Raw genomic sequence first — 20,849 nt, 5'->3', positions numbered from 1 at the left:
GTTTAGCAGAAATAAGCCGTTATTGCTTGCTGCACTAACGATTGCTCTTACTTGCCATTACCAAATTTTAACCCGCTGCTCGACTGGCAGATACATAGCGTCGCCTTCTTTAATATCAAAGGCGCTATAAAACTCCGGAATATTTGGCAATACACCTATTACCCGATAATGTGCAGGCGAATGTGGGCCAGTACTTAACTGCCGGCGCAATGCCTCTTCACGGAACTTAGTGCGCCAAATTTGTGCCCAACTAATAAAAAAACGTTGCTCGCCAGTGAAGCCATCTAATACAGGCGCCTCTTTACCGGCCAGCGATAATTGATAAGCTTTAAGGGCGACAGTCATACCGCCTAAGTCACCAATATTTTCACCCAAGGCAACAGCACCATTAACGTTAACGCCTGGTAGTGGCTCAAAGCGATTATATTGACCAATAAGTTTTCCACCACGAGCCTGGAATTGGGCTTTGTCTTGCTCTGTCCACCAGTTACGCAAGTTACCATCACCGTCGTACTTCGCGCCCTGATCATCAAAACCATGGCCTATCTCATGACCGATTACCGCGCCGATACCGCCATAGTTAACTGCATCATCGGCAGCCATATTAAAGAACGGTGGTTGTAAAATGGCAGCCGGGAACACGATTTCGTTGTTTACCGGATTGTAGTAGGCGTTAACCGTTTGTGGGGTCATAAACCACTCGCCTTTATCAATTGGCTTGCCAAGTTTGTTGACCATTTCATCGTAGGCCCAGTGGCTAGCCCGCATAAAGTTACCGACTAAATCATCTGCTTTTATCTCTAACGCCGAATAATCTTTCCATTTATCCGGGTAGCCAATTTTGGTGCTGAACTTACTTAATTTTTCCAAAGCAGCCACTTTGGTTTCTTCACCCATCCACTCTAATTCTTTAATTGAGATCTCATAGGCTTTAATTAGGTTCGCAACCAGGGTTTCCATTCGCGCTTTAGCTGCGGGGCTAAAATGCCGCTCGACATAAAGTTTACCGGTAAGCTCACCCAACACCTGATCAGAGGCATCTACTGCGCGCTTCCAGCGCGGTTGTTGCTCTTGAATACCACTTAAGGTGGTACCGTAGAAAGCAAAGCGGCGCTCCGCAAAATTACTGCTCAGTTTATCGGCATAGCTGTTAATGGTTTTGCTGGTTAAGTAATCTTGCCAGCTGGCTAAATCCGTTGCCGCAACCACCTTAGCAAACCCCTCGAAATAGCTAGGCTGACGCACGATAATATCGGTAACCTGATCCAGCTTGACACCAGTAGCGAATGCAGCCCAATCAAACTCACCCACTAGGGTATTTAACGCTGCGGTGCTGATTTTGTTATAGGTTTTGTCGGCATTGCGGCTATCTAAGCGCGTCCAATGGTGCTCTGCTAAGGCTTTTTCCAGGTTATAAACCCGCTCTGCCGCAGCGGCAGCATCGGCATGCCCTGCCAAGGTAAACATATCAGCTAGATAGGTTTTATATTCGTTGATAATATTCAGCGACGCTTCGTCGTCTTTAAAATAGTAATCCCGGTCTGGCAAGCCTAAGCCGCCCTGGCCCAGATACACTGCATATTCGGTAGAGTTTTTAGCATCATTATTGACGAACCAGCCGAACGGAATAGCGATACCATCGCGCTGTAACTGTGCCAATAACGCAGGTAACTGTGCTTTATCTGTTAATGCGGTAATCGCTTCTAACTGCGCCGACAAGGGCGCTAAGCCTTTTTGCTCAATGGTGGCTTCATCCATAAAGCTATTATAAAAACTGCCCAGCTTCTGCTCATCAGAGCCTGCAACTAAATCGGTACGGGCAGCTACTTCATCAATAATATCTTTTACCGCTTGCTGCGAGCGATCGGCCAATAAATGGAAAGAACCATAGGTCGCTTTATCTGCCGGGATTTCTGTTTCAGCTAACCATTTACCATTAATTGCTAAAAAGAAGTCCTGACCAAAGGCCACGCTTGGATCAAAATACTGCGTATCAACACCAGAAACTAGTGCGACTTGCTGCGCTGCAGCAGGTTTTTCTGCGGCAGTGCTAGTGGCAGAGTTCGTTTCTGGCTTACTACAGGCAGACAAACTCAGTGCTATGGCAACGGCTGTTGCCACCAGGGTCATTTTTTTCATTATTATTTCCTATTATACGTGTTGGTGTTAGCTGTTATGGCCAATCTTACGCCCTTGGCAAGGCCATGCCAAACCCGCTGTTAAGCAAAGTTGTAACAAGGTATTTAGCCCTCAGAAAACCAAGCGCTTAAGGGGCTGCAGTTGTTTCAGGTCATGTGCTTAATCCAAGGTAAACCCATGCTCGCCACGTTCAAAAATAATACTGGCCCTGCCCACTAATAAAGGATCAGGCGTCGCCACGACAACAGGATCTTTACTGGTATAAGGTAACCGCTGTAAAACATAACGCATAGCATTAACCCGGGCGCGCTTTTTACAGTCTGATTTAATCACGGTCCAGGGGGCATAGCTGGTATCAGTGCAAGCAAACATTTGTTCTTTGGCTTGGGTATAGGCATCCCATTTATCCAATGATGCTAAATCAACCGGGCTTAATTTCCATTGTTTTAAGGGATGCGCTTCGCGCTCGGTAAAGCGACGACGCTGCTCATCCTGACTAACAGAAAACCAAAGTTTAATCAGATGGATACCACTTCGTACCAGATGGCGTTCAAACTCTGGCACCTGTAACATAAACTCTTGATATTCTTCATCAGAGCAAAAGCCCATTACCCGTTCAACACCGGCCCTGTTGTACCAGGAGCGGTCAAACAGCAAAATTTCCCCCTTAGTCGGCAGCTGGGCAACATAGCGCTGAAAATACCATTGGCCTTTTTCTGCCTCGCTCGGCTTCTCTAGGGCCACAACTCTGGCGCCACGAGGATTTAAATGTTCCATAAAACGTTTAATGGTACCGCCTTTGCCTGCGGCATCACGGCCTTCAAATAAAATCACCACCCGTTGCCCGGTTTCTTTTACCCAGCGTTGCAGCTTTAATAGCTCTACTTGCAGGTGATATTTCTGTTGTTCATAGCTCTTGCGGCTTAAACGGTTCTTATACGGGTAGCCGCCATCTCGCCAGTCAGCGGCCAGTTGTTGATCCGCCTTTTGCCGACGTTTTTCAGCTTGGGCGGATTCACCTTTATTTAGGGCTTTACTCAGCTGTGCTAAATCATCCGGTGATAAACCATCCAGCATGGCCAGCAAGTGCTCCGATAATTGATGCATATCGCCAGAGGCCTGCGCGGCGATAATATTTTCGATCGCCACCACCTTTGCTTGTTGGCTGGCACTGAGTCTTTCGGAAACACGCTCTTGTTCAGGATCCTGGATAATGACCTCGTTATTTTGCTCATTACTTTTCATGCCTACTCCATCATTCGCTTGGGTGTTAATCTGAACATTTATAGCAGCTTGGCGATCTTGGACAACTACCACCTCTGGCACAAATAAGTTGTGCAGGCTTACTCATACTGCGACTCACCCAATTAATATTTAAAATATTGGCTACCCGTTTTAAGGTACTTTGAATACTTTGCGGCACGCTCGCCGCGCCACCGTATTGAATACAGCGCGCTTTCATCTCCATAGCCAGACTGGCAGCATCAATGCCCTGCGCTGCTATAGCCGGATTTAAATCAATACCGGCACATAATACATGGTTATTACCCGCTAAATCTTTGACCTTAGTCGACTCACAGCAATAAATTCTGGGTTCACCATTTACATCCAGTAAAGAAAGCTGTGCTGAACTGCCCGCATCTTTTACATCGAACATCCGAAATACTGCCCAGTGCTGACAAGGATCAGTCACCTGCCGCATATTGCCCCAAGGCAGTGGAATACCATTACCGCGGTATACCGCCTTTAGTTTACCGGGGCTATAAGCATCAAAATAATGCCAGTGTGGGTAAGGCGATACCGCGGTCATTCGCCGCATTGCGACAGATGCTGAAACCTCAGCCTGTAAATGGCTGGCGATTTCATAGCCACGCCGCTCTAATAACTGTCGGAACGCTTGTTTTGGGCAAAGCAAGGCACCAGCAAAAAAGCTGGACTCAAAATCACGCCAGGCATGCAAAATATCCTGCGGCGCCATATTACCGGTGTCGGCAAAAATATCATCATGCGCGCCGCCTACCGCCATCGAGCTTTTTACCCCGTCTTTATTGTGCAGTACCGCATGACCAATATGCACCGCTAATTCATATTTCAAACGCGTTGGCCACTGCTGCAAAATGTGGTTTAAATACAGTGTTTTGGGCGGGGTAAAATAGGACGTGCCAATATTTTGTGATATTACCCCTAACTCATCTAAAATTTCCCGCGGTGCCTCGTCATACCAGCGAATGGTTAAACCCAGCTGTTTGGCGATTTGCAGTAAATCTTCTACCGATAAGGGTAAGCGCTTTAACCCGATCTCTTCAGCGGCTCGCTCCAATTCCGGAAAATGGTTTTGATGATGCTCCTGATGCGCCCGAATTAATAACTGGGCAAACTGCCTACCACTGGTGCCGGTTTGCGCCAGCAACTCCGGGATAGCAATTTGTAAAATATCCGTGCTAAACAAAAAGCCAGGTTCTAGCGGCATGCCGTTTAGGCCACCTTTGCTATTCTTCGGTAAGACTAAATCTTGTTCTTCGGCTTCGGCATCTAAAAACCAATCCAGTTCTTTTTGAAAAACCTGGGCAATCACCTCCAACATCTCGACACTGGGTACCCGTTTGCCACGTTCGATCATCGATAAGTAAGACACCGAGGGTGCAGCTTCGGGGTTGAGGCGCACACAGCGAGTAGATAAGTCTTCAATAGTTAAGTTATTACGTTTTCTCAGGTTTCTTATCTTAGTACCAAGAAAATGTGACTTACGTAGCAGGCTTTTGTTTATTTTCATTTTGTAAAATTCACACTGTAAAATTTTTATTGTGAAATTATGCTGAAATTTAATCTAGACTAGTTTTCAAGCAATAGCAAAAGCTATCGCCGAAAACCTGACAAAGGAAATGCACACAAACACTTTTTATGCCCAATGGATTTCGAAATGCACGTAGGCGGCAAGACCGTGAACTTGAACGCCAGTCCGACCCACATGAGCTTAGTTGTTCTAAGTGATTGGGCTGAGCTGGCACTCCAGTTCACGGGAGCAGCCAACACCCGTGCATTTTGAAAGACGAAAGGCATAGAGGAAGAAGCCTTATCAGAGGCCATTGATTACCCTACCCGATGAGGAAGATAAGATGACGACATTAGCGAACCCACAACAACTGCAGATTCAGCACGAAATTAATATGATTAATCAGCTGAACGAAAGCCATGTAAGACAAATTATGGATTACTCCAAAGGCTTTTTAGATAAAACCTTTCCGTTAGCGCGGGGTTCTCATCAGGCGGTAGCCAGTTATGTCGTTTACTACCAGCAGCTACTGGCATTTTTTGCCGATGGTAGCACCAGTGGTTTGGCCGATCCCAGCCAATTTATTGGCTTAACGGGCCATCGCGAAGCACCTGAAGCGCTGCTTTTGCAAAACCAGGGGCGGCATGTAGAACTGATTTTGAACAAAGGCGGTGAACAAGGCAGCAGAGATGCGGCAGGTATTGATGATATTCAACTACAAACCACCGAGCCAGAGTGCAGCTGGTTTAGTTTAGTCACAGGCCGCCAGGTAAGTTGCCGCAGCCGCGGTGATAAAACCTTTACCGCTAAAGATGGCAGTACCTATTTGCTATAACAGCCGAGTAGAGCAGGGAGCCGCTTGTTGCAACTGCTTGGCAAAATCGCGCAATGCATGCTGTTGTTTACTGTCAGGCCGGTGTAATAAGTACATCGGCCTCCATAAGCCTGTTGCTCCCAAAGCCTTAGTCAGCAATAGCCCCTGGCTATCATAAGGCTGCGCCATCCAACGTGGTAAGGCAGCAATACCCTGCCCGGCGGCAACCAGTTGCACAATTTGACTACCTTGCGCCACATGCCGCACCCGGCCATGAAAGGCTGTGTCTTTTAAAAAAATGCGGAATAAATCCTGCCGCTCTTCTGGTATTGGGTAACTCAATATGGTGGCGTTTTCTAGCTGTGCCGGCTGAATATAGTCGGCAGCCGCCAAAGGATGCTCCGGGCTAAGCAATAACACGAGTTCCAGTTCAAACAACGGTTGCACCACCAATTGTGCCTCACTGCGTAGATCGGTGGTGAGTACTAAATCCAAATCTCCCTTTAGTAAGGCGGTTACCGCATCATGCTCAATGTCAGCGCTAAACTGCATATCCAGTGCCGGGAATTGTTGTTTAAAGGCCCGCACCGCTGGCAATAACCAATGAAAACAGGCATGACATTCCACCGACAACACTAACTCTGCCCGGCTTTGCTGCTCTGCCAGCACGCGCCGGGTGGTGTTGACCACATCTGGCAATACCCGCTGCGCTAAGGCCAGTAATTCTTGCCCGGCAGCAGTAAAACGCACCGGCTGCGATTTACGCTCAAATAGGCTGGTACCCAAACGTTGCTCTAGCTGCTTTAACTGATGTGATAACGCTGATTGCGTCACAAACAGCTGTTCGGCCGTTGCCTGTAAGCTACCACTTTGCGCCAGCATACTGAGCGTTTTTAAGTGTTTTAATTCAATCATCTTGCCGCTACTTCGTTTTCCGGTCGATTAGTACACCAGCTTAACGTGCCGCTTTCGTCTAAACAAGGTAACCCTAGCCCGGCAAACTTAGTAGAATTGAACGTGACCCGACTTTTCCATAGAAGTTGCGGCAAGATTAATAATAAAAACGCCCAGCTAAGCCAGGCGTTTTGTTATTAAATTACTATTACATTCGATTACTCTGCAGCTTGCAGCGCAATTTCCTGTACTTCAGTGCCGTTAATACTCACGGTTAAACGCTCAAGATTGGCCAGTGTCAGTTCTGAATTATCCAAACGTACCGCCTGCATAAAATCTTGTAGCGCAGCAACTTTGTCACCTGCTATCAAATTCATCACACCACGATTGTTTAACGCCAGAGCACGCATTTCACGTTTAGCCGAGCGAGGTATAGCCTGTAACGCAGCGGCAAGCTGCACAGCGTCATTACACGCAGTCTCTGCTAAGCCGAACTGAGCCGTGCTGCTGTATGATACACACAGGCTTACCTGGCGGTAAAAAGGTTCAGTCTTTGTTGCATTCGCGCCTTGTGCCAGGGTTATCGCATCGGCGAATTGCCCGACCTTGATATATTCAGCGCCCGGCGCATCCTCAATTAGCGCCATTTTATAACCACTACCCGCAGCAGAAGCGAGCAATGGACTTGACGACAACAATACTACCGCCAAGCTGGTAATGAATTTACGAGTTGAATTGGTCATGTCTGGTCTCTCCTGCAAAATTATTTTCTGTGCGCCGCTACTCACTGGCCACGTAATAAATTTACAAGATTCGTTATAAAGTGACAAACGAGAAGAAATAATCGAATAAATTAATAAAATTCACCTATAACCAGATTACGCAACTAAAAAATTTAACACTTAAAAATCATAAGCATAAATAAAAGCAGACCTCTCCGATATGATATTTCCTAACTAAAACGGAAATTTAACACAGCCAGAAAATGTAACAAAGCTACAAAATTCTAGTGAGCAACACTATTAGAAAGTGCTTTCTCCAACTACGCATTAACTACTAAAAGGCTAATAGCATTCATTAGCCGGATCCTAGATGGTTATTAAACCTCGCTACTGATCATCTAAATACAAGTAAACGCTAATAATTCTCCAGCAACTTCGTTATAAAATAAAAAAGCTACTCACATTTGCTGAATAGCTTTTTTTGCAATATTTAAGAACTCGATTAACTTACTAGAAATTACTTAATCTAATTACATCTGAAACGGAATTAGCAGAAGCGGAATTCACTTCTCTGTTGTATTCGTATGCAACTGTGCACATTGCTGTGCCCCGACCGCAAAGGTTACCTGGGATACGTGAACCGGTATTACCAAGGTAATAGCGTCCTGACTGAGCTAAAGAAGTCACAATATTACTCAAGGCATTACCAGGATTAAATTGCCGGCCATGAACTTGAATGACCTCAATATCATTTAACTCCCTTAAACTCATTAGGGTACTTTGAATCGCTTGTTGTAAAGCAGGCTCTTCTGTTTCAAGTTCGGTTAACATGGCCAAGATACCATTCGCTTGCGCACGAGCATCTTCGTAGTCTCTTAACGCTGCCGCCTTGTAGAGTTCTGCTGCACGTGCCAGATCAGAGTCTACCCCAATCCCCGATACATAAAGCTGAGCCAATAGGTAAGTTGCAGGTAAATAATGCTTAGTCACGGCTTGCTCTAACAATGCCACCGCTATAGCATCTAGTTCGACGTCATTTTGCGCCAATAATAACCGTGCTTTATCATACATAGCAGGGGTATAACCCGCGGCAACAGCTCGATCTAACCATACATCTGCTTTTGCAACATCTTGCGGCACCACAACACCCGCTCTTAACCAAATGGCGAGTTGATGCATTCCCATGGGTTCACGCCAACGGGCAGCCTGTCGAATGTTACGCCGCGCTTTAGCTAAATCTTGCTCAACACCTTCTCCTGTTGCATAAGCTAACGCTACAAAAGTAGCCGCTTCGCCGCTACCATAACGTGCAAAACGTTCCAGCTTAGCGAAATCAGATTGGCATTGTGCAGCTTCACAGAAGTCACTGCTACTTTCTGTCTGTGTGAAGGCTGCAAATGAAGCGAGTAGAAAACAACCCGATATAAAAACTTTAGCCTTATTCATAACAATTTCCTTACATTTAACATGCTAAATAAAAAGTATCATCAACCTTAATATATGTCCAATTTTTAAACAAAGCAGATACATTTGCTTTTGCCTGTAACTTTGGCTATGGTGCCCCTGTTGTTGCGAACAACGACCAATCTCTCGTTTGGAGTCAAGCCCAGGTGTTATCAGTACACAGGTTAATTTTTAAGAGTTCTGCCCCCGCCTTCCAGCGTTAAGCCGGGTGCGCGCTGCCGTATCCGGAATTTGTCTCGTATTTACATTCATTAACTGCAAAATTTGTGGAGAGCACGATGTCCAATCGTCATGTGCTGAGAGATTTTCCATTGTCTAGATTAGAACGCTATTTACTCTGTGCCAGTTGGTTCCCTTTGCGCGCAGGTTTAAAACCCGCAACCTTAACGCAAACGATCAGCCCCCGATTTAAGCAAGCTAACGATACTGTGCAACAGGTTTTGCCTGGTACTTCAGTGCAATTGATCGCCGTTCCGACAGAAACAAGCTGTTGGCTCACGCTTAGTCATCGTCATAAGACCGGGATTTGCCGCGGAGAACTGTCGATATGGTCGCCTTTGGGGCAAGCCTTACTGGGTAAAACCTGTGGCGATTTAGTGCAGGTGCAACTGTTTCGGCGCACCCTGCGGTTTATTGTTGGTGACATATTAACTTCTTACCAACATCGCTGATTGCATAGCTGATTGCATAAAAGAGGAGGATCACGCCATGCAGCCATCATTGGTCGCAGCAACTTACACCTTTTATAACGGCATCTACCCTCTGCAGCCTGCTGCGACCTCAGACCCGAGGTGCCATCGGTTTGGAGATTAGCAATGAGTAAAGAAAAAGCGAAGAAAAAGCCACAGCACGATATTAAAGCAAAACGCAGGCTAAAAAAGGATAAGCGTCAGCAACAAGAATAGCGCTGAACACACCGGGCTGCGCTATGGCAGCCCTTTTATGCTTGAAAAGCATAACCTAAACACGAGTTTGTTAATTGCAAATGCTGATAAAAACGGAGCAGCTATGTCATTTTTGTCACCTGACAAGGAAACACACCTGTCAAAGTGCGATATTCAACGTTGGCTTATTACTACCAGCTGGGTGCCATTGAACTTGCGTCAACTATCAACAGCATTTAGCTACCTTACTGAGTGCCCGAAAAAAAGAGCACTTGCAGGGAAGCGCTTAAGAGCAACACTAGGCTGTTCTGTGCAGCTGGTTGCGCTTGAAGATGGGAGTAAGTGCTGGCTTAATCTCACCAAAACAACGACGAATTTACACAAAGGAGAATTAGCCGTGATCTCGCCTCTTGGCAGAGCAATCTTAGGTAAGTGCGCTGGCGACAAAGTGCAATTGCAGCTTGGGCACCGGCAACTTAGGTTTATCATAACGGATTTGTTGCGTACAAGCCGCCAGCCGAAATTTACCTAAGTCGCTCGCTCCTGCTTAAAACCCCCAGGGAGCAGGGGGCAATTCACTAAGTGATTTACGTAAATCAAAATCCAGGCGCCAAGTCCAGTTGGCGCCGCTAAAGGTTCCGTAGCTGTAGCGCTCCCCTGGCACAATTTCAATTTGCCAGCCCAGGGCATCGCCATTTTCTGCGGTGCGCTCAGCAAATAAAAAACGCTGCACCTCAGCATTACCCTCAATGCTTACACCACCATATAAGGTGTTTTCCAGATCAGGCTCACCATTGGCTAAGCGATGATCATGTCGTAGCTCTAGTTGCGAGCCCTGCCAAGTATAGCGCCAGGTGCGGGATCGATCCCAGCTGCCATCTGCCTTACCAATATGAAAAGGTAGCGCCAACAAGTTGTCCTCACACTCTCGAAAATGCACCACCAGTTGCTCATCGCCAGCTAAAATATCCGGCCGATCAGTGCGCTTTACCGCTAAAACCCCCGCATAAGCGTTGCCGCAGTGCTGAGCAAGTGCCTGCCAAAAAGTTCGTTCCGGCGTGGATGGCGAGCCCGCCTGCACCATGGCGCTAAAACATACTAAACAACCTAAAAGTCTAATCAACGTTTATCCTTAATCAAAAATGTTTTCAGGTCATTTAAACCTTTTCCAACCTGGCAACGACTAACCTGCCATACAACACAACAGGCTATTACATGCTACAAGACGAACGCACTATGTTACACCTTGTCATTGCCGGTGACAAAGCCGCCTATGAACAACTGTATAAAAACTACTTAGGCCGGGTGTATGCCATAAGCTTGCGTTTGCTGGCGAACCAAGCCAAAGCAGAAGAGGCTGTACAGGAAACCTTTATTAAAGTCTGGCAGCAGCTACCGGACTTTCGCGGCGATAGCCAGTTTGCGACTTGGCTGCATCGTATCGCGGTGCGCACCGCCATAGATATGTGGCGGCACGACAAGGTAGCCCGATTGATTGATGAAACATACACAGATATCCCTGAAGTGGCTCAGGAACAGGAGCAACATCAACTAGACAAATTGATCTTGCGTCTACCGAGTCAAGCACGAGCTGTCTTTGTTTTATTTGCCGTGGAAGGATATCAGCATCAGGAAATTGCCAGCTTACTTAACATCGCCGAAGGCAGTAGCAAAGCACAATATCATCGCGCCAGACAATTGTTGCAGGAGTGGTTAAATGCAAAACAATGAATTAGACACTTTACTGGCCTCCTTACCAGCAGAGCGCTTTCCTGAACAGGATCTCTGGCCGGCATTGGCAAATAGATTGCCAGCTCGCTCACACAAACACAACTGGCTATGGCTTAGCGGTGGCCTCGCGGCAGCACTCGCTTTGTTTGCGCTGATTTGGTGGCAGCCCGCTGGTGAGAACCCTGCACTCACGGTGGCACAATTGGAACAGCAATATCAGCAACGGCTTAGCTTGCAACTAGCATCCATCGAACAGATAGATGAAGCCTATGGCGATTGGCAGTGGCAACTAGCATTGTGGCAACACGCCATCAGTCAGGTACAGCAAGCGTTGGGGTTTTACCCTGAGGATCCCAAGCTCCAACAACAATTACTGAGCTTATATCAACAACAACTGGATTACGTCAGCATGCTTACTGATGTTACGCCGGTATATTACTAACCCAAAGGAAATCGTTATGAAAAGCAAAATTATAAGTACCGCTTTAACCTTGTTACTGCTTAGCACACTGGCATTTGCCAGTAGCCAACAGAGCATTAATGAAGAACGCCAGGTGAGCAGTAATGAAAACATCACTCTGGATGTACAGCGTGGCAACGTAGAAATTCGTCCAGCCAGCGGTAACCAATTTAAGGTGTCGGGAAAACTGGATGAAAAAGCCGAAGGTTTTGAACTGGAGTCTGCCGGCGGTTTTACCCGCTTTATTGTAAAGATGCCCAGGCAGTTGCATGAGCGCAATAACAACAAAACCGCGGGCTCGGCGTTGGTGATTGAAGTACCCGCTGGCAGTAATGTTGAATTTAAAGGCGTTAACGTTGATGTTTCTGCTACTGGCATCCAGGGTGGCAGCCAAATCACCACCGTCAATGGTGATATTAAAGCCCGGCAGCTTACCAATACGGTTGAACTAACTACTGTAAATGGCAAGATCGAAAGCGAAGCCTTACAAGGCCAGCTGCGGTTAAAAACCGTCAATGGCAAAATCGCAGATAAAGCTGGCAGCGGTCGGATGTCGGTAGAATCAGTAAATGGCAAAATTGAGCTGGATAGTCGCCCGCAAGAGTTGATGGTAACAGTAGTGAATGGCGAAGTGGATATAGAGCTGGACGGTACACAGCAAATAGAAGTTTCCAGTGTTAATGGTAGTGTGGAAATTGAATTGAAAAACCAAACTGCACCAAGAATAAAAGGTAGCTCAGTCAGCGGTAAATTCGAGGTAAAACTGCCGGCTAACCTGGATGCCAGAGTCAGTATGAAAACCTCTGCCGGTGGCAGTATAAAGAATACCTTAACTGCTGATCAACCCACCCGCGCTAAGTATGGTCCAGCCTCAAACCTGCAATTTAGTGCTGGGAACGGTAGCGGCAATATTGATATCAACACAGTAAGTGGCCGATTGGAATTGAAGAAAGACTAACCCCGTTGTTAAGTTGCGAGCTAAGTCACCGCAGGTAAAGCAGGTCTTCTCAGAGTGATCCTGAGCAAGCCAGCGCCGCCTGCGGTTCCCCCTACCTTACCACTCGCCATTAAACCAACGCCCTCCATCAATAATATTGACTAATGTCACGTTTTACTTAATCCTGACTGTTCATTAAAAGGGCAAAAAAAGAGCAGGAAGCAATATGCAAAAAACCATCTTCATCATATTAGCGCTTATTATTACGGCCACCCTGGTATATCAAGCAGGCAAGTGGTCGGGTAAACAGCTTGCGGCCCCTGCCGCAGCAAGCCAAGCCGCTCAACAAACAGACACCGTTATTCCTGCCCAAGCCACTTTAATGACTGCTGGCAGCCTGGTGCCCGCTGGCAATGTTGTTGCTGCGGCAGCAACATTGCCAACAGACACTATTGATGTCCCTGCTGAGGCAAGCTCTCAGTCAGCAATTTATGATTTAGCAGAGCTGATACAGATGGAAGAAAATACAGCGACGTTAAATTTAACCGAAAGCGTGCTTAAGCTAAATCCTGAACAATTACAGCAAGCCATGTGGCAGTTGGAGCAGCAGGCTACTAACACCAGTACTTATCAAAGACAACAGCAATTACAGCAACAGTTTAACCATTATGCATTGGGTACGCTGTTGCAGTTAAATTGTTCTGACACCCTTTGTATCGCCATGTTGCAGTATGATAATCCGCAATTACGTAAGGCAGCTATGCCAATGCTGTCGAAGTTTGCTACCTCAGAACAAATTCAAGCAACCTTTCTGAGTAAAGACCACGAAGAGCAGCACTATAGTTTCTTTATGTTGTACGGCTGGCTTTAAATTCAACCGCTATCCCCTGCCAGACTAAAAAAGCAGACTAAGCCGCATGCCAACCCCAAGGGGAGAGAAACGCTTGTACTCCTCACGAGACTGCCAGCGATCATTTTGATAGCGATCCTGCGAATAACCCGTGCTGTACTTAACGCTGTACCAGGTACCATATAAGTCTATCTGCACTGGCGAATCCGCTAACAAGGTCACGCCTAACTGCGCACTGACATTGCAGCAGGACTCGCCATACTCTTCAAAGAGCGACTTGACCAGATGCGCCACATCAACACCCACTTGAAAATATGGACTCACCGGTGCCTTAATGCCAACCCTCCCCGTTACAAAAAAAGGTGAAATTTGGTCTCGCCGATATTCCGCTGGCGTATCCCGCAGCCGTAGCTGCTGATAGCTCAACCCGACATCGGCATAGTAAGGCGAGTTATCACTTTGCCGCCAGGCTATTGCCACACCTTTAGCATATAAATCACCGCTACTCTCGGCAAAAAAACCTAATACCTGGCTCGAATTGGCCTGAGCAGGCAACGCCACACTGGTTAATCCCAAAAATGTGGCAAATCCTAATACGCTATATTGAAATCTCATCCATGCTCCTGGCCATTTAACTGCTATAAACCTATTGTTACAATAAGTTTAATAAATTTCGCCAGGCAAAAACAGCTTAATCGGCAAAACTAATTTTTCCCATCGTTACACCGGGGATCCCTTCACGGGCATTGCTAAAGCGCTGTTTGCCGCCAACTAGGCACTCGTTAGCCAAAATAGCAAACAATACCGCCTCTTTAGCATCCGGATTAATGGCCAACTCGGCCGTTGTGGTAATGCGATATTGTGGCAAGGCCTGTTGCAATTGGCTCATTAGCATCGGATTGTGAATACCACCACCACTGGCATAAATTACACAATTTTCTGCGGCGCAGCTCTGCTGAATAGCGCCAATAATCATTTGCGCGCTAAACTGGTTCAATGTGGCCATTACGTCCGCCGGAGCCAAAGCGCTTGTACCGCTAATTTGCTGCGCCCGGGCTAAATAGTTAAGGTTAAACACTTCTGGGCCGGTCGTTTTCGGAAAGCCTAAGGCAAAAAACGGATCTTGTTTTAACGCTGCCAACAACTTCGCGGAGACCTGCCCCTGCAAGGCGAGCTTAGCGCCTTCATCGAACAATTGCCCTGGCATTAACTGCTGGATATACGCATCCATCATAGTATTGCCTGGGCCAATATCAGTGCTAAACACCGAATTTGCATCGCGACTTTTCGGCAACCAGGTTAGGTTAGCAATACCGCCGATATTCAGCATAATGCGGTTTTCGCTTGCTGAGCTAAACAACAAGTAATCACCGTACACCGCCAACGGCGCACCCTCACCACCTGCGGCTATATGCTTTTGCCGAAAATCACTGATGGTGGTGATACCGGTGGTCACCGCTAAATGATCACCATCACCGAGTTGCAACGTCGCATTGCCCCAGCGCTGATCATTATGCTGACGTAACGGACAATGAAAAACAGTTTGGCCATGGCTGGCAATAACATCTATCTGTGCGGCTGGTATTTGCCAGTCGGCTAAGCACTGGTTAATCATCCGGCCATGCTCTATCCCTATCCAGGGGTTTAACAAGGTCACCGTTTGCAAATCAACATCACGCTTTGAAAACACCGAACGTACCCGCTGCCGGTAGTCATTCTGATAACTCACCGTAGTAAAACGTTCTAGCGTAACCTGAGTATCTAGTCCATCACCGCTGATAGAACATAATGCGATATCCAGACCATCTAACGAGGTGCCGCTCATTAGGCCAATAATTTTGCGCTGCGGCTTAGCAGCGCTTTGATACAGTTTTTCGATATGGTGATGCATAAGCCCTCTCACTTAAATGCTGAAACACTGCTTGCTCTGAAGTCGATTCTGCTAGCCGAGCTCGTATATTTTATACATGAAACCTGGCAGAATTCTGAAATATTAATTTGAATAATAGGGCATTCTGGTATATATATTCAACAACGCAAAGTTAATAACGTATAAATAATTCAAAACTTACCCAAAACATTCCGGTTAAAAAAGGAACCTAAAAATGCAGTCACTCCCTGTATCCAGCAACCCGCGTTCGCAATGGCGTCGCCTATCCTTAGTAACTGCTGCGGTGCAATTGGCACTGTGCAGCCATATCGCTCTTGCCCAGCAAACTGACGATACGACAGCAAGTAGCGAACAGGCGGCAAAAACTGAAGTTATCACTATCACCGGCTCCCGTATAGCCCGCACTGAACTGGTGAGCTCTAGCCCAGTCACATCAGTTGATGAAGTACAAATTCAGTTGGATCGCGCAGTTAACGTGGAAGATATTTCGGCCAAGTTACCGCAAGCGGCTGCCGGAGCCAACGCCACAGGCGCAACAGTAGGCGATTCGCTTGGTTCTTCCACTATTGATTTACGTGGTTTAGGGCAAAACCGCACTTTGGTATTAATTAACGGTACTCGCGCTGTTCCTTTTAGCTTTCGCAACGCAGTAGACGTGAATATTATCCCTGCAGGCCTAATTAAACGAGTAGATGTATTAACCGGCGGTGCGGCAGCCGTATACGGTGCGGATGCCGTGGCGGGGGTGGTTAACTTTATTATGAACGATACTTTTGATGGTGTAGAGCTATCCAGTAGTTATGAAGTTGCTGACGGCGGTGGTGAGAAGCTTAACACTGAGGCTATTTTTGGCGGCGATATTGCTGGCGGCAGAGGTCATCTTACTGGCTATATCGGTTATTCTGAACGCAAGCCATTGTTGGCCAAAGAGCGCAGCTGGGCTATCCAAAATAGCGGTAGCATGATCAATACCGGCGGTTTTTATACCGATGTTGCCACTGGCAATAGCTTTGGTATTAATGATAGCGGCGCTATCACCAGCGGGCGAAATACCGTCAACGTAACAGGTGATCGCTATTTAACACAACCGATGGATCGGCTATCGGCCGGCTTGTTTTTTGGCGTAGATTTGAGCGAGCATGTCGAACTATATGGCCGTGGTATGTATGCCAAAGTGAAAGTCACCGGTGCTGGCGCCAGTGGTCAAACACCAATATCAGTGAATGAAACGGTAACACTAAACAGCAGCAACCCTTTTCTCTCTCCCGCTATTCGCGATCGTTTAACCTTTGACGCCGCAGGTAATGCCCGGGTTAATGTTGAACGTAATTTAGGACTTGGAGTACAAAATACTAAGGCGGTTCGCGAAGCAAGCCAGTTCCAGTTGGGCCTGCGTGGTTTTATCACCGACACTCTACGTTATGATGCTTATGCCCAATATGGTCGTACCGATGAAACATCCACTATATATAATAATGCCTATCGCCTGAATAACAGCGGTGGTAGCCGTTTTGCTGCCTTGGCCAATAGTGTTGATTTGTTTAATCCTAATTTGGATTTAACGGATTTTAGTGTCCCTTTGCTCTATTCAAACCGCGAAAGAACCCAAAGCGTTACTGCAGTCACCTTGTCTGGCGATTCCTCGCCGTTATTTGAATTACCTGCAGGCCCGGTTAATTTCGCCTTAGGATATGAGTATCGCAAAGAAACCGGTTTACAAACGCCAGGCGACGCCTTTCGCAATGGCACCAGCTTTGCCGCAGTAAGCGTATTTGATATGAATGCTGGTTTTGACAGTAAAGAAACCTATGCCGAAATATTAGTGCCGTTGCTGCTCGACAAACCCTTTGCCGACCAACTGGATTTTGAAGCTGCCTACCGGATTTCTGAATATTCCAATACCGATGCTGAGAATACCTACAAACTGGGGCTAAACTGGGCTATCAACCGCCAGGTGCGGGTTCGCGGTAGTTATCAAACCGCATTTCGTGCCCCTAATCTTGGCGAATTCGCCAGTCCTATCACCGGTTTGTCTCTCGCCTTGTTTGACCAAACCAGTGAGCAGTTTGTACCGCGTTTTGCCGGTCGTTATGATGGCGATCCATGTTTGCTAGGTACCGGTAATGCGGAACAGTGCGCGCGCTATGGCGCAGCGCCGGTTGGCACGCCTTTTGATGCCTCAACTGCCGCCTATACTTTCGGGGGTAACCCCAATATTAAACCCGAGCAAGCTAAATCTACTACGCTGGGTTTAGTATTAACTCCCAGCTTCTTAAGCGGTTTTGATACCACTATCGACTATTACAATATCGAAATCACCGATGCCGTAAGTCAAATTCAGCCTGCTGCAGCATTAAAGAACTGCTATATCGACAACCCTGTGGCGGGTAACCCCTTGTGTGATGCCGTATTGCGTAACCCCACTACCGGTTTAATAAGTACCGCCATTGTTAACGATTTTAACTTGGCAGCTATTGAACAAGCGGGCGTAGATTTAGCCATCAATTATCGTTTCGCGGCACCAAAAGCTATGGGCGGTAGTTTTAAAGCCAGCTTCCAAGGTACCTTTATTACTAAACAAAGCCGGCAAAACAATGCCACTGTTGCGGCAATTGATTGTAAGGGGACTTATGGCGGGGCTTGCTCAGGAGACTTCGCCAGTTTGCTGCAATCTGATTATAAACATCGGGTAACGCTGGATTGGAACCTGGATACACTCGGCGTACAATTAGGCTGGCGACGCATCGGTGCTGTAGAGAATGCCGCGAATCGCAATGTCGGTATCGGCGCCCAAAACTATCTGGATTTAGCAGCATCCTGGCGTGTGACGGACGACGTTACGCTTAATGCCGGTATTGATAACCTGACCGATAAGGCGCCACCGTTGCCACTATCAGGCGCTAACCACTTTAATACCGTAAGCGATTATCCAGTACAGGGGCGTACCTTTGGTATCGCTATCCGTTATCAGCCAGGTTTTTAATCTTTAAACGCAGTAGTTAAAACAAGGCCTGCAAGTGCAGGCCTTTTTTGCAGAGGGAACACGAAGCAAGTATTAGGACACAGGCTGCAACGCTACAGGTAAGGGGCGGCGCACCAACCAGCATCCCAGTTGCCAGAGCAAGTATAATGACAACAATGGAAAGATCAGTGTTTGCAGGCTGTATACCACTATCAATTGAATAAACTTTTCTACCATGCTATCAGAGAAAGCTCTCACCGCTGCAAACAACTCGTTGGCATTCGCGGCAAGCTGTTTTAGCCAGGCCAAGGCACCGTCATCGGGTGATCCCAACGGTTGCTCCACTTGCTGTAGCTGTGCCGTTTCTACACTAAGTGCCGCCTCCGCTGCCAGCCTTTGTGGTTCTAACACCCATCCTGATAACTGCCCCACCGCTACTGCCGCTAACGGAATGCCAATTCGCACCAAGATAAGCAGCACCATAAAACTACGAAATATATAAGTTAACAAGGGTCGCCAACCTGCAGGCCCGACTAACCAGAGCAAAGCTGCAACGACGGCACCGCTACCAAATAGCGGTAAAGCTGCCACCTTGCCAAACTCCAGTAAAAATAACTGCAAACCTACCGATGCCATTGCCAGCACCATCATATCGGAATAGCGTACAGCCATATCTTGCAGTGGTTTAAGCATCTGACCAGGTTTAATGCTGGCGACCCCCACGCTAAATTGTGCCTCAGAAACAAAGGCTATACCGCGGTCAATTAGCCTGGCGGTTGCGAAAGACGCACTGCTAAGCAATAAACTGCGCTGTAACACTTGCTGCGCTTGCTGATCCAGCGGAGCCAATAAAGGATTGACCAGCCGTTGCTGTAACACGCCGTTATATAATATTAAACTCAGCACCAAGATCGCCAGCACAAGCCCCCCGCGGCGTTGCGTTGTCGTTAGTTGATTAAAGAACTTCATTATTACCTCCGGGTACGGCTCTTGTTGTCAATACTGTCAAAATACAAGCTGCGCTATACCAATATAAAAAGTTAGCCACTACCCTTCAGACCAATTGCCAGTTGCTGTTTTTTTGTGCTAGATTCTGCGCCTTCTTTTTTAGGGCTACATAATTCACTATGGATGTTTTTACCCTCACGGTCGTTAATGCCTTTATTGCCGTAGTGGTGACCGCTGTTCTAGCATTTCAAAATAAAGCGGAGCGACAGTTCCGCTATCAACGTTATTTTATGCTGGCCGCCCTCTGTACCTTATTAAACGCCATCTTTAGTATGATTCATTACGTCGGAGAACCACTACCATACTGGTTATCCCCTGCGCTGACTAATACCTTAAGCGTTGGTGCCCATATTGCTTTAGCAGCCGGTATTCATCGGCACCTACAATTATCAGGTAAACGTATTTGGTTATTATTGGTATTTTTAGCTATCTATATACTGCATTTCACTGACTTTGCCCTTAGTCATGTCGCTAATCGTATGTTAATTGCCATCCCAACTGTGATTTTACTCAACTTTTGGTGCATGCAGATGCTCTGGCAACATCGCCGCAATGAGCATGGTAAAGTGTATCTGGCATTTATCGCGACCTTTGCCTTCAACATTATGCAATTCAGTTTACGTTCTGCCTATATGGCGCTGGAACACTACCAGTTGCTACAAACCCAACACAGTGCTGTTATTTATAGTATTGGCTTTTTTAGCCTCACTGCTTTTGCCATTCTGATCTTTGGCTGCATTATTATGCTAAGCCACAGCCAACAACAACAGGCCTTGCTTAAACTCTCAGAGCGAGACCCGTTAACGGGTTTATTAAACCGCCGCTCGCTTGAACTGCGATTAGCCGGTGAATTAAACCGCGCCGCCCGCACCCAAACGCCAGTAAGTTTACTGCTTATGGATATAGACCATTTTAAACAGGTAAACGATACGCTTGGCCACGCTGCGGGTGACTTAGCAATTAAGCATATTGCTGATCTTACTACTGAACTGTCACGAGACTATGATGTAATCTTCCGTTTTGGTGGCGAAGAATTTTTAATCTGTTTGCCCAATACAGAACCGGAAACCGCGAAGCAAATTGCCAACAGAATAAGGCAAACTATTGAACAGCATCCTTTACTAACGCCGGCGCCATTGTCGTTAACCGTTAGTATCGGGGTGGCAAGTAGCAAGCATGCTATAGATTGGCAGGACCTGCTACAACACGCCGACGAAGCCCTTTATCAGGCAAAACATCTTGGTCGTAACTGCGTGCAAAGCTACAATTAAAGTAGGCAAGCAGCCTAAATTAGCCGCTATGCCCTTAGCGGAAGTACTG

19 protein-coding genes are annotated in these 20,849 nt (G+C 46.9%); 9 read left to right on the top strand and 10 right to left on the bottom strand.

Annotated features, from left to right (window positions below; all coding sequences use genetic code 11):
* Positions 1–57 precede the first annotated feature (57 nt).
* From IE163_RS02615 to IE163_RS02605, 3 genes are all read right to left on the bottom strand, one after another.
* The gene (locus IE163_RS02615; RefSeq protein ID WP_189429859.1) at positions 58–2,139 is read right to left on the bottom strand and encodes a M13 family metallopeptidase; all 2,082 of its coding nucleotides are present in this window, start codon (positions 2,137–2,139) and stop codon (positions 58–60) included.
* A gap of 159 nt (positions 2,140–2,298) precedes the next feature.
* Entirely contained in the window at positions 2,299–3,384 is a 1,086-nt protein-coding gene (gene ppk2 / locus IE163_RS02610; RefSeq protein WP_189429857.1) for a polyphosphate kinase 2, read from the bottom strand.
* Between the two features lie 25 nt (positions 3,385–3,409).
* A complete protein-coding gene (locus IE163_RS02605; protein ID WP_189429856.1) occupies positions 3,410–4,912 on the bottom strand; it encodes a DUF3612 domain-containing protein in 1,503 nt (500 codons plus the stop codon).
* A 343-nt stretch (positions 4,913–5,255) separates the two neighbouring features.
* On the opposite strand from IE163_RS02605, the gene IE163_RS02600 reads away from it, so the two are divergent.
* Positions 5,256–5,747 (top strand): aldolase/citrate lyase/malate synthase family protein, encoded by a 492-nt coding sequence (locus IE163_RS02600; protein ID WP_189429854.1) that lies wholly within the window; start codon positions 5,256–5,258, stop codon positions 5,745–5,747.
* Here the strand turns inward: IE163_RS02600 and IE163_RS02595 are convergent.
* The 3 genes from IE163_RS02595 to IE163_RS02585 form a co-directional block, all read right to left on the bottom strand.
* Positions 5,742–6,641, bottom strand: a complete 900-nt coding sequence (locus tag IE163_RS02595; RefSeq protein WP_189429852.1) for a LysR substrate-binding domain-containing protein — start codon at positions 6,639–6,641, stop codon at positions 5,742–5,744. The genes IE163_RS02600 and IE163_RS02595 overlap by 6 nt on opposite strands.
* Positions 6,642–6,838: 197 nt before the next feature.
* Positions 6,839–7,363, bottom strand: a complete 525-nt coding sequence (locus IE163_RS02590; RefSeq protein WP_189429850.1) for a hypothetical protein — start codon at positions 7,361–7,363, stop codon at positions 6,839–6,841.
* A gap of 489 nt (positions 7,364–7,852) precedes the next feature.
* On the bottom strand, positions 7,853–8,788 hold the full coding sequence (locus tag IE163_RS02585; protein WP_189429849.1) for a tetratricopeptide repeat protein: 936 nt from the start codon (positions 8,786–8,788) through the stop codon (positions 7,853–7,855).
* 296 nt (positions 8,789–9,084) lie between these two features.
* Between IE163_RS02585 and IE163_RS02580 the strand changes: the two genes are divergently transcribed.
* Positions 9,085–9,477: a GreA/GreB family elongation factor gene (locus IE163_RS02580; protein WP_189429847.1), complete on the top strand. Its 393-nt coding sequence runs from the start codon at positions 9,085–9,087 to the stop codon at positions 9,475–9,477.
* Between the two features lie 271 nt (positions 9,478–9,748).
* The gene (locus IE163_RS17960; protein ID WP_373297848.1) at positions 9,749–10,222 is read left to right on the top strand and encodes a GreA/GreB family elongation factor; all 474 of its coding nucleotides are present in this window, start codon (positions 9,749–9,751) and stop codon (positions 10,220–10,222) included.
* Positions 10,223–10,237: 15 nt separating this feature from the next.
* Here IE163_RS17960 and IE163_RS02570 read toward each other — a convergent pair whose 3' ends face one another.
* Positions 10,238–10,813: a hypothetical protein gene (locus tag IE163_RS02570; protein WP_189429844.1), complete on the bottom strand. Its 576-nt coding sequence runs from the start codon at positions 10,811–10,813 to the stop codon at positions 10,238–10,240.
* 92 nt (positions 10,814–10,905) lie between these two features.
* On the opposite strand from IE163_RS02570, the gene IE163_RS02565 reads away from it, so the two are divergent.
* From IE163_RS02565 to IE163_RS02550, 4 genes are all read left to right on the top strand, one after another.
* A complete protein-coding gene (locus IE163_RS02565; RefSeq protein WP_189429842.1) occupies positions 10,906–11,421 on the top strand; it encodes an RNA polymerase sigma factor in 516 nt (171 codons plus the stop codon).
* Complete coding sequence (locus IE163_RS02560; protein ID WP_189429840.1) at positions 11,408–11,863, top strand: hypothetical protein; 456 nt, start codon at positions 11,408–11,410, stop codon at positions 11,861–11,863. Before IE163_RS02565 ends, IE163_RS02560 begins: the two co-directional genes overlap by 14 nt.
* A gap of 16 nt (positions 11,864–11,879) precedes the next feature.
* A complete protein-coding gene (locus IE163_RS02555; RefSeq protein ID WP_189429838.1) occupies positions 11,880–12,839 on the top strand; it encodes a DUF4097 family beta strand repeat-containing protein in 960 nt (319 codons plus the stop codon).
* A gap of 205 nt (positions 12,840–13,044) precedes the next feature.
* Complete coding sequence (locus tag IE163_RS02550; protein ID WP_189429836.1) at positions 13,045–13,689, top strand: hypothetical protein; 645 nt, start codon at positions 13,045–13,047, stop codon at positions 13,687–13,689.
* Positions 13,690–13,713: 24 nt separating this feature from the next.
* Here the strand turns inward: IE163_RS02550 and IE163_RS02545 are convergent, their stop codons facing one another.
* Together IE163_RS02545 and IE163_RS02540 are read right to left on the bottom strand one after the other, a co-directional pair.
* A complete protein-coding gene (locus IE163_RS02545) occupies positions 13,714–14,283 on the bottom strand; it encodes a hypothetical protein (protein ID WP_189429833.1) in 570 nt (189 codons plus the stop codon).
* A gap of 76 nt (positions 14,284–14,359) precedes the next feature.
* The gene (locus IE163_RS02540) at positions 14,360–15,559 is read right to left on the bottom strand and encodes an anhydro-N-acetylmuramic acid kinase (protein ID WP_189429831.1); all 1,200 of its coding nucleotides are present in this window, start codon (positions 15,557–15,559) and stop codon (positions 14,360–14,362) included.
* 214 nt (positions 15,560–15,773) lie between these two features.
* On the opposite strand from IE163_RS02540, the gene IE163_RS02535 reads away from it, so the two are divergent.
* The gene (locus IE163_RS02535) at positions 15,774–18,542 is read left to right on the top strand and encodes a TonB-dependent receptor domain-containing protein (protein WP_189429829.1); all 2,769 of its coding nucleotides are present in this window, start codon (positions 15,774–15,776) and stop codon (positions 18,540–18,542) included.
* A gap of 72 nt (positions 18,543–18,614) precedes the next feature.
* Here IE163_RS02535 and IE163_RS02530 read toward each other — a convergent pair whose 3' ends face one another.
* Positions 18,615–19,490 (bottom strand): hypothetical protein, encoded by an 876-nt coding sequence (locus IE163_RS02530; RefSeq protein ID WP_189429827.1) that lies wholly within the window; start codon positions 19,488–19,490, stop codon positions 18,615–18,617.
* A 158-nt stretch (positions 19,491–19,648) separates the two neighbouring features.
* Between IE163_RS02530 and IE163_RS02525 the strand changes: the two genes are divergently transcribed.
* Positions 19,649–20,800: a GGDEF domain-containing protein gene (locus IE163_RS02525; protein ID WP_189429825.1), complete on the top strand. Its 1,152-nt coding sequence runs from the start codon at positions 19,649–19,651 to the stop codon at positions 20,798–20,800.
* The last annotated feature ends 49 nt before the right edge of the window (positions 20,801–20,849 follow it).

The sequence above is a fragment of the Alishewanella longhuensis genome (assembly GCF_014653435.1).
In the GTDB taxonomy this organism is placed as follows: domain Bacteria; phylum Pseudomonadota; class Gammaproteobacteria; order Enterobacterales; family Alteromonadaceae; genus Alishewanella; species Alishewanella longhuensis.
This window is presented reverse-complemented; position numbering and strand designations above follow the sequence as displayed.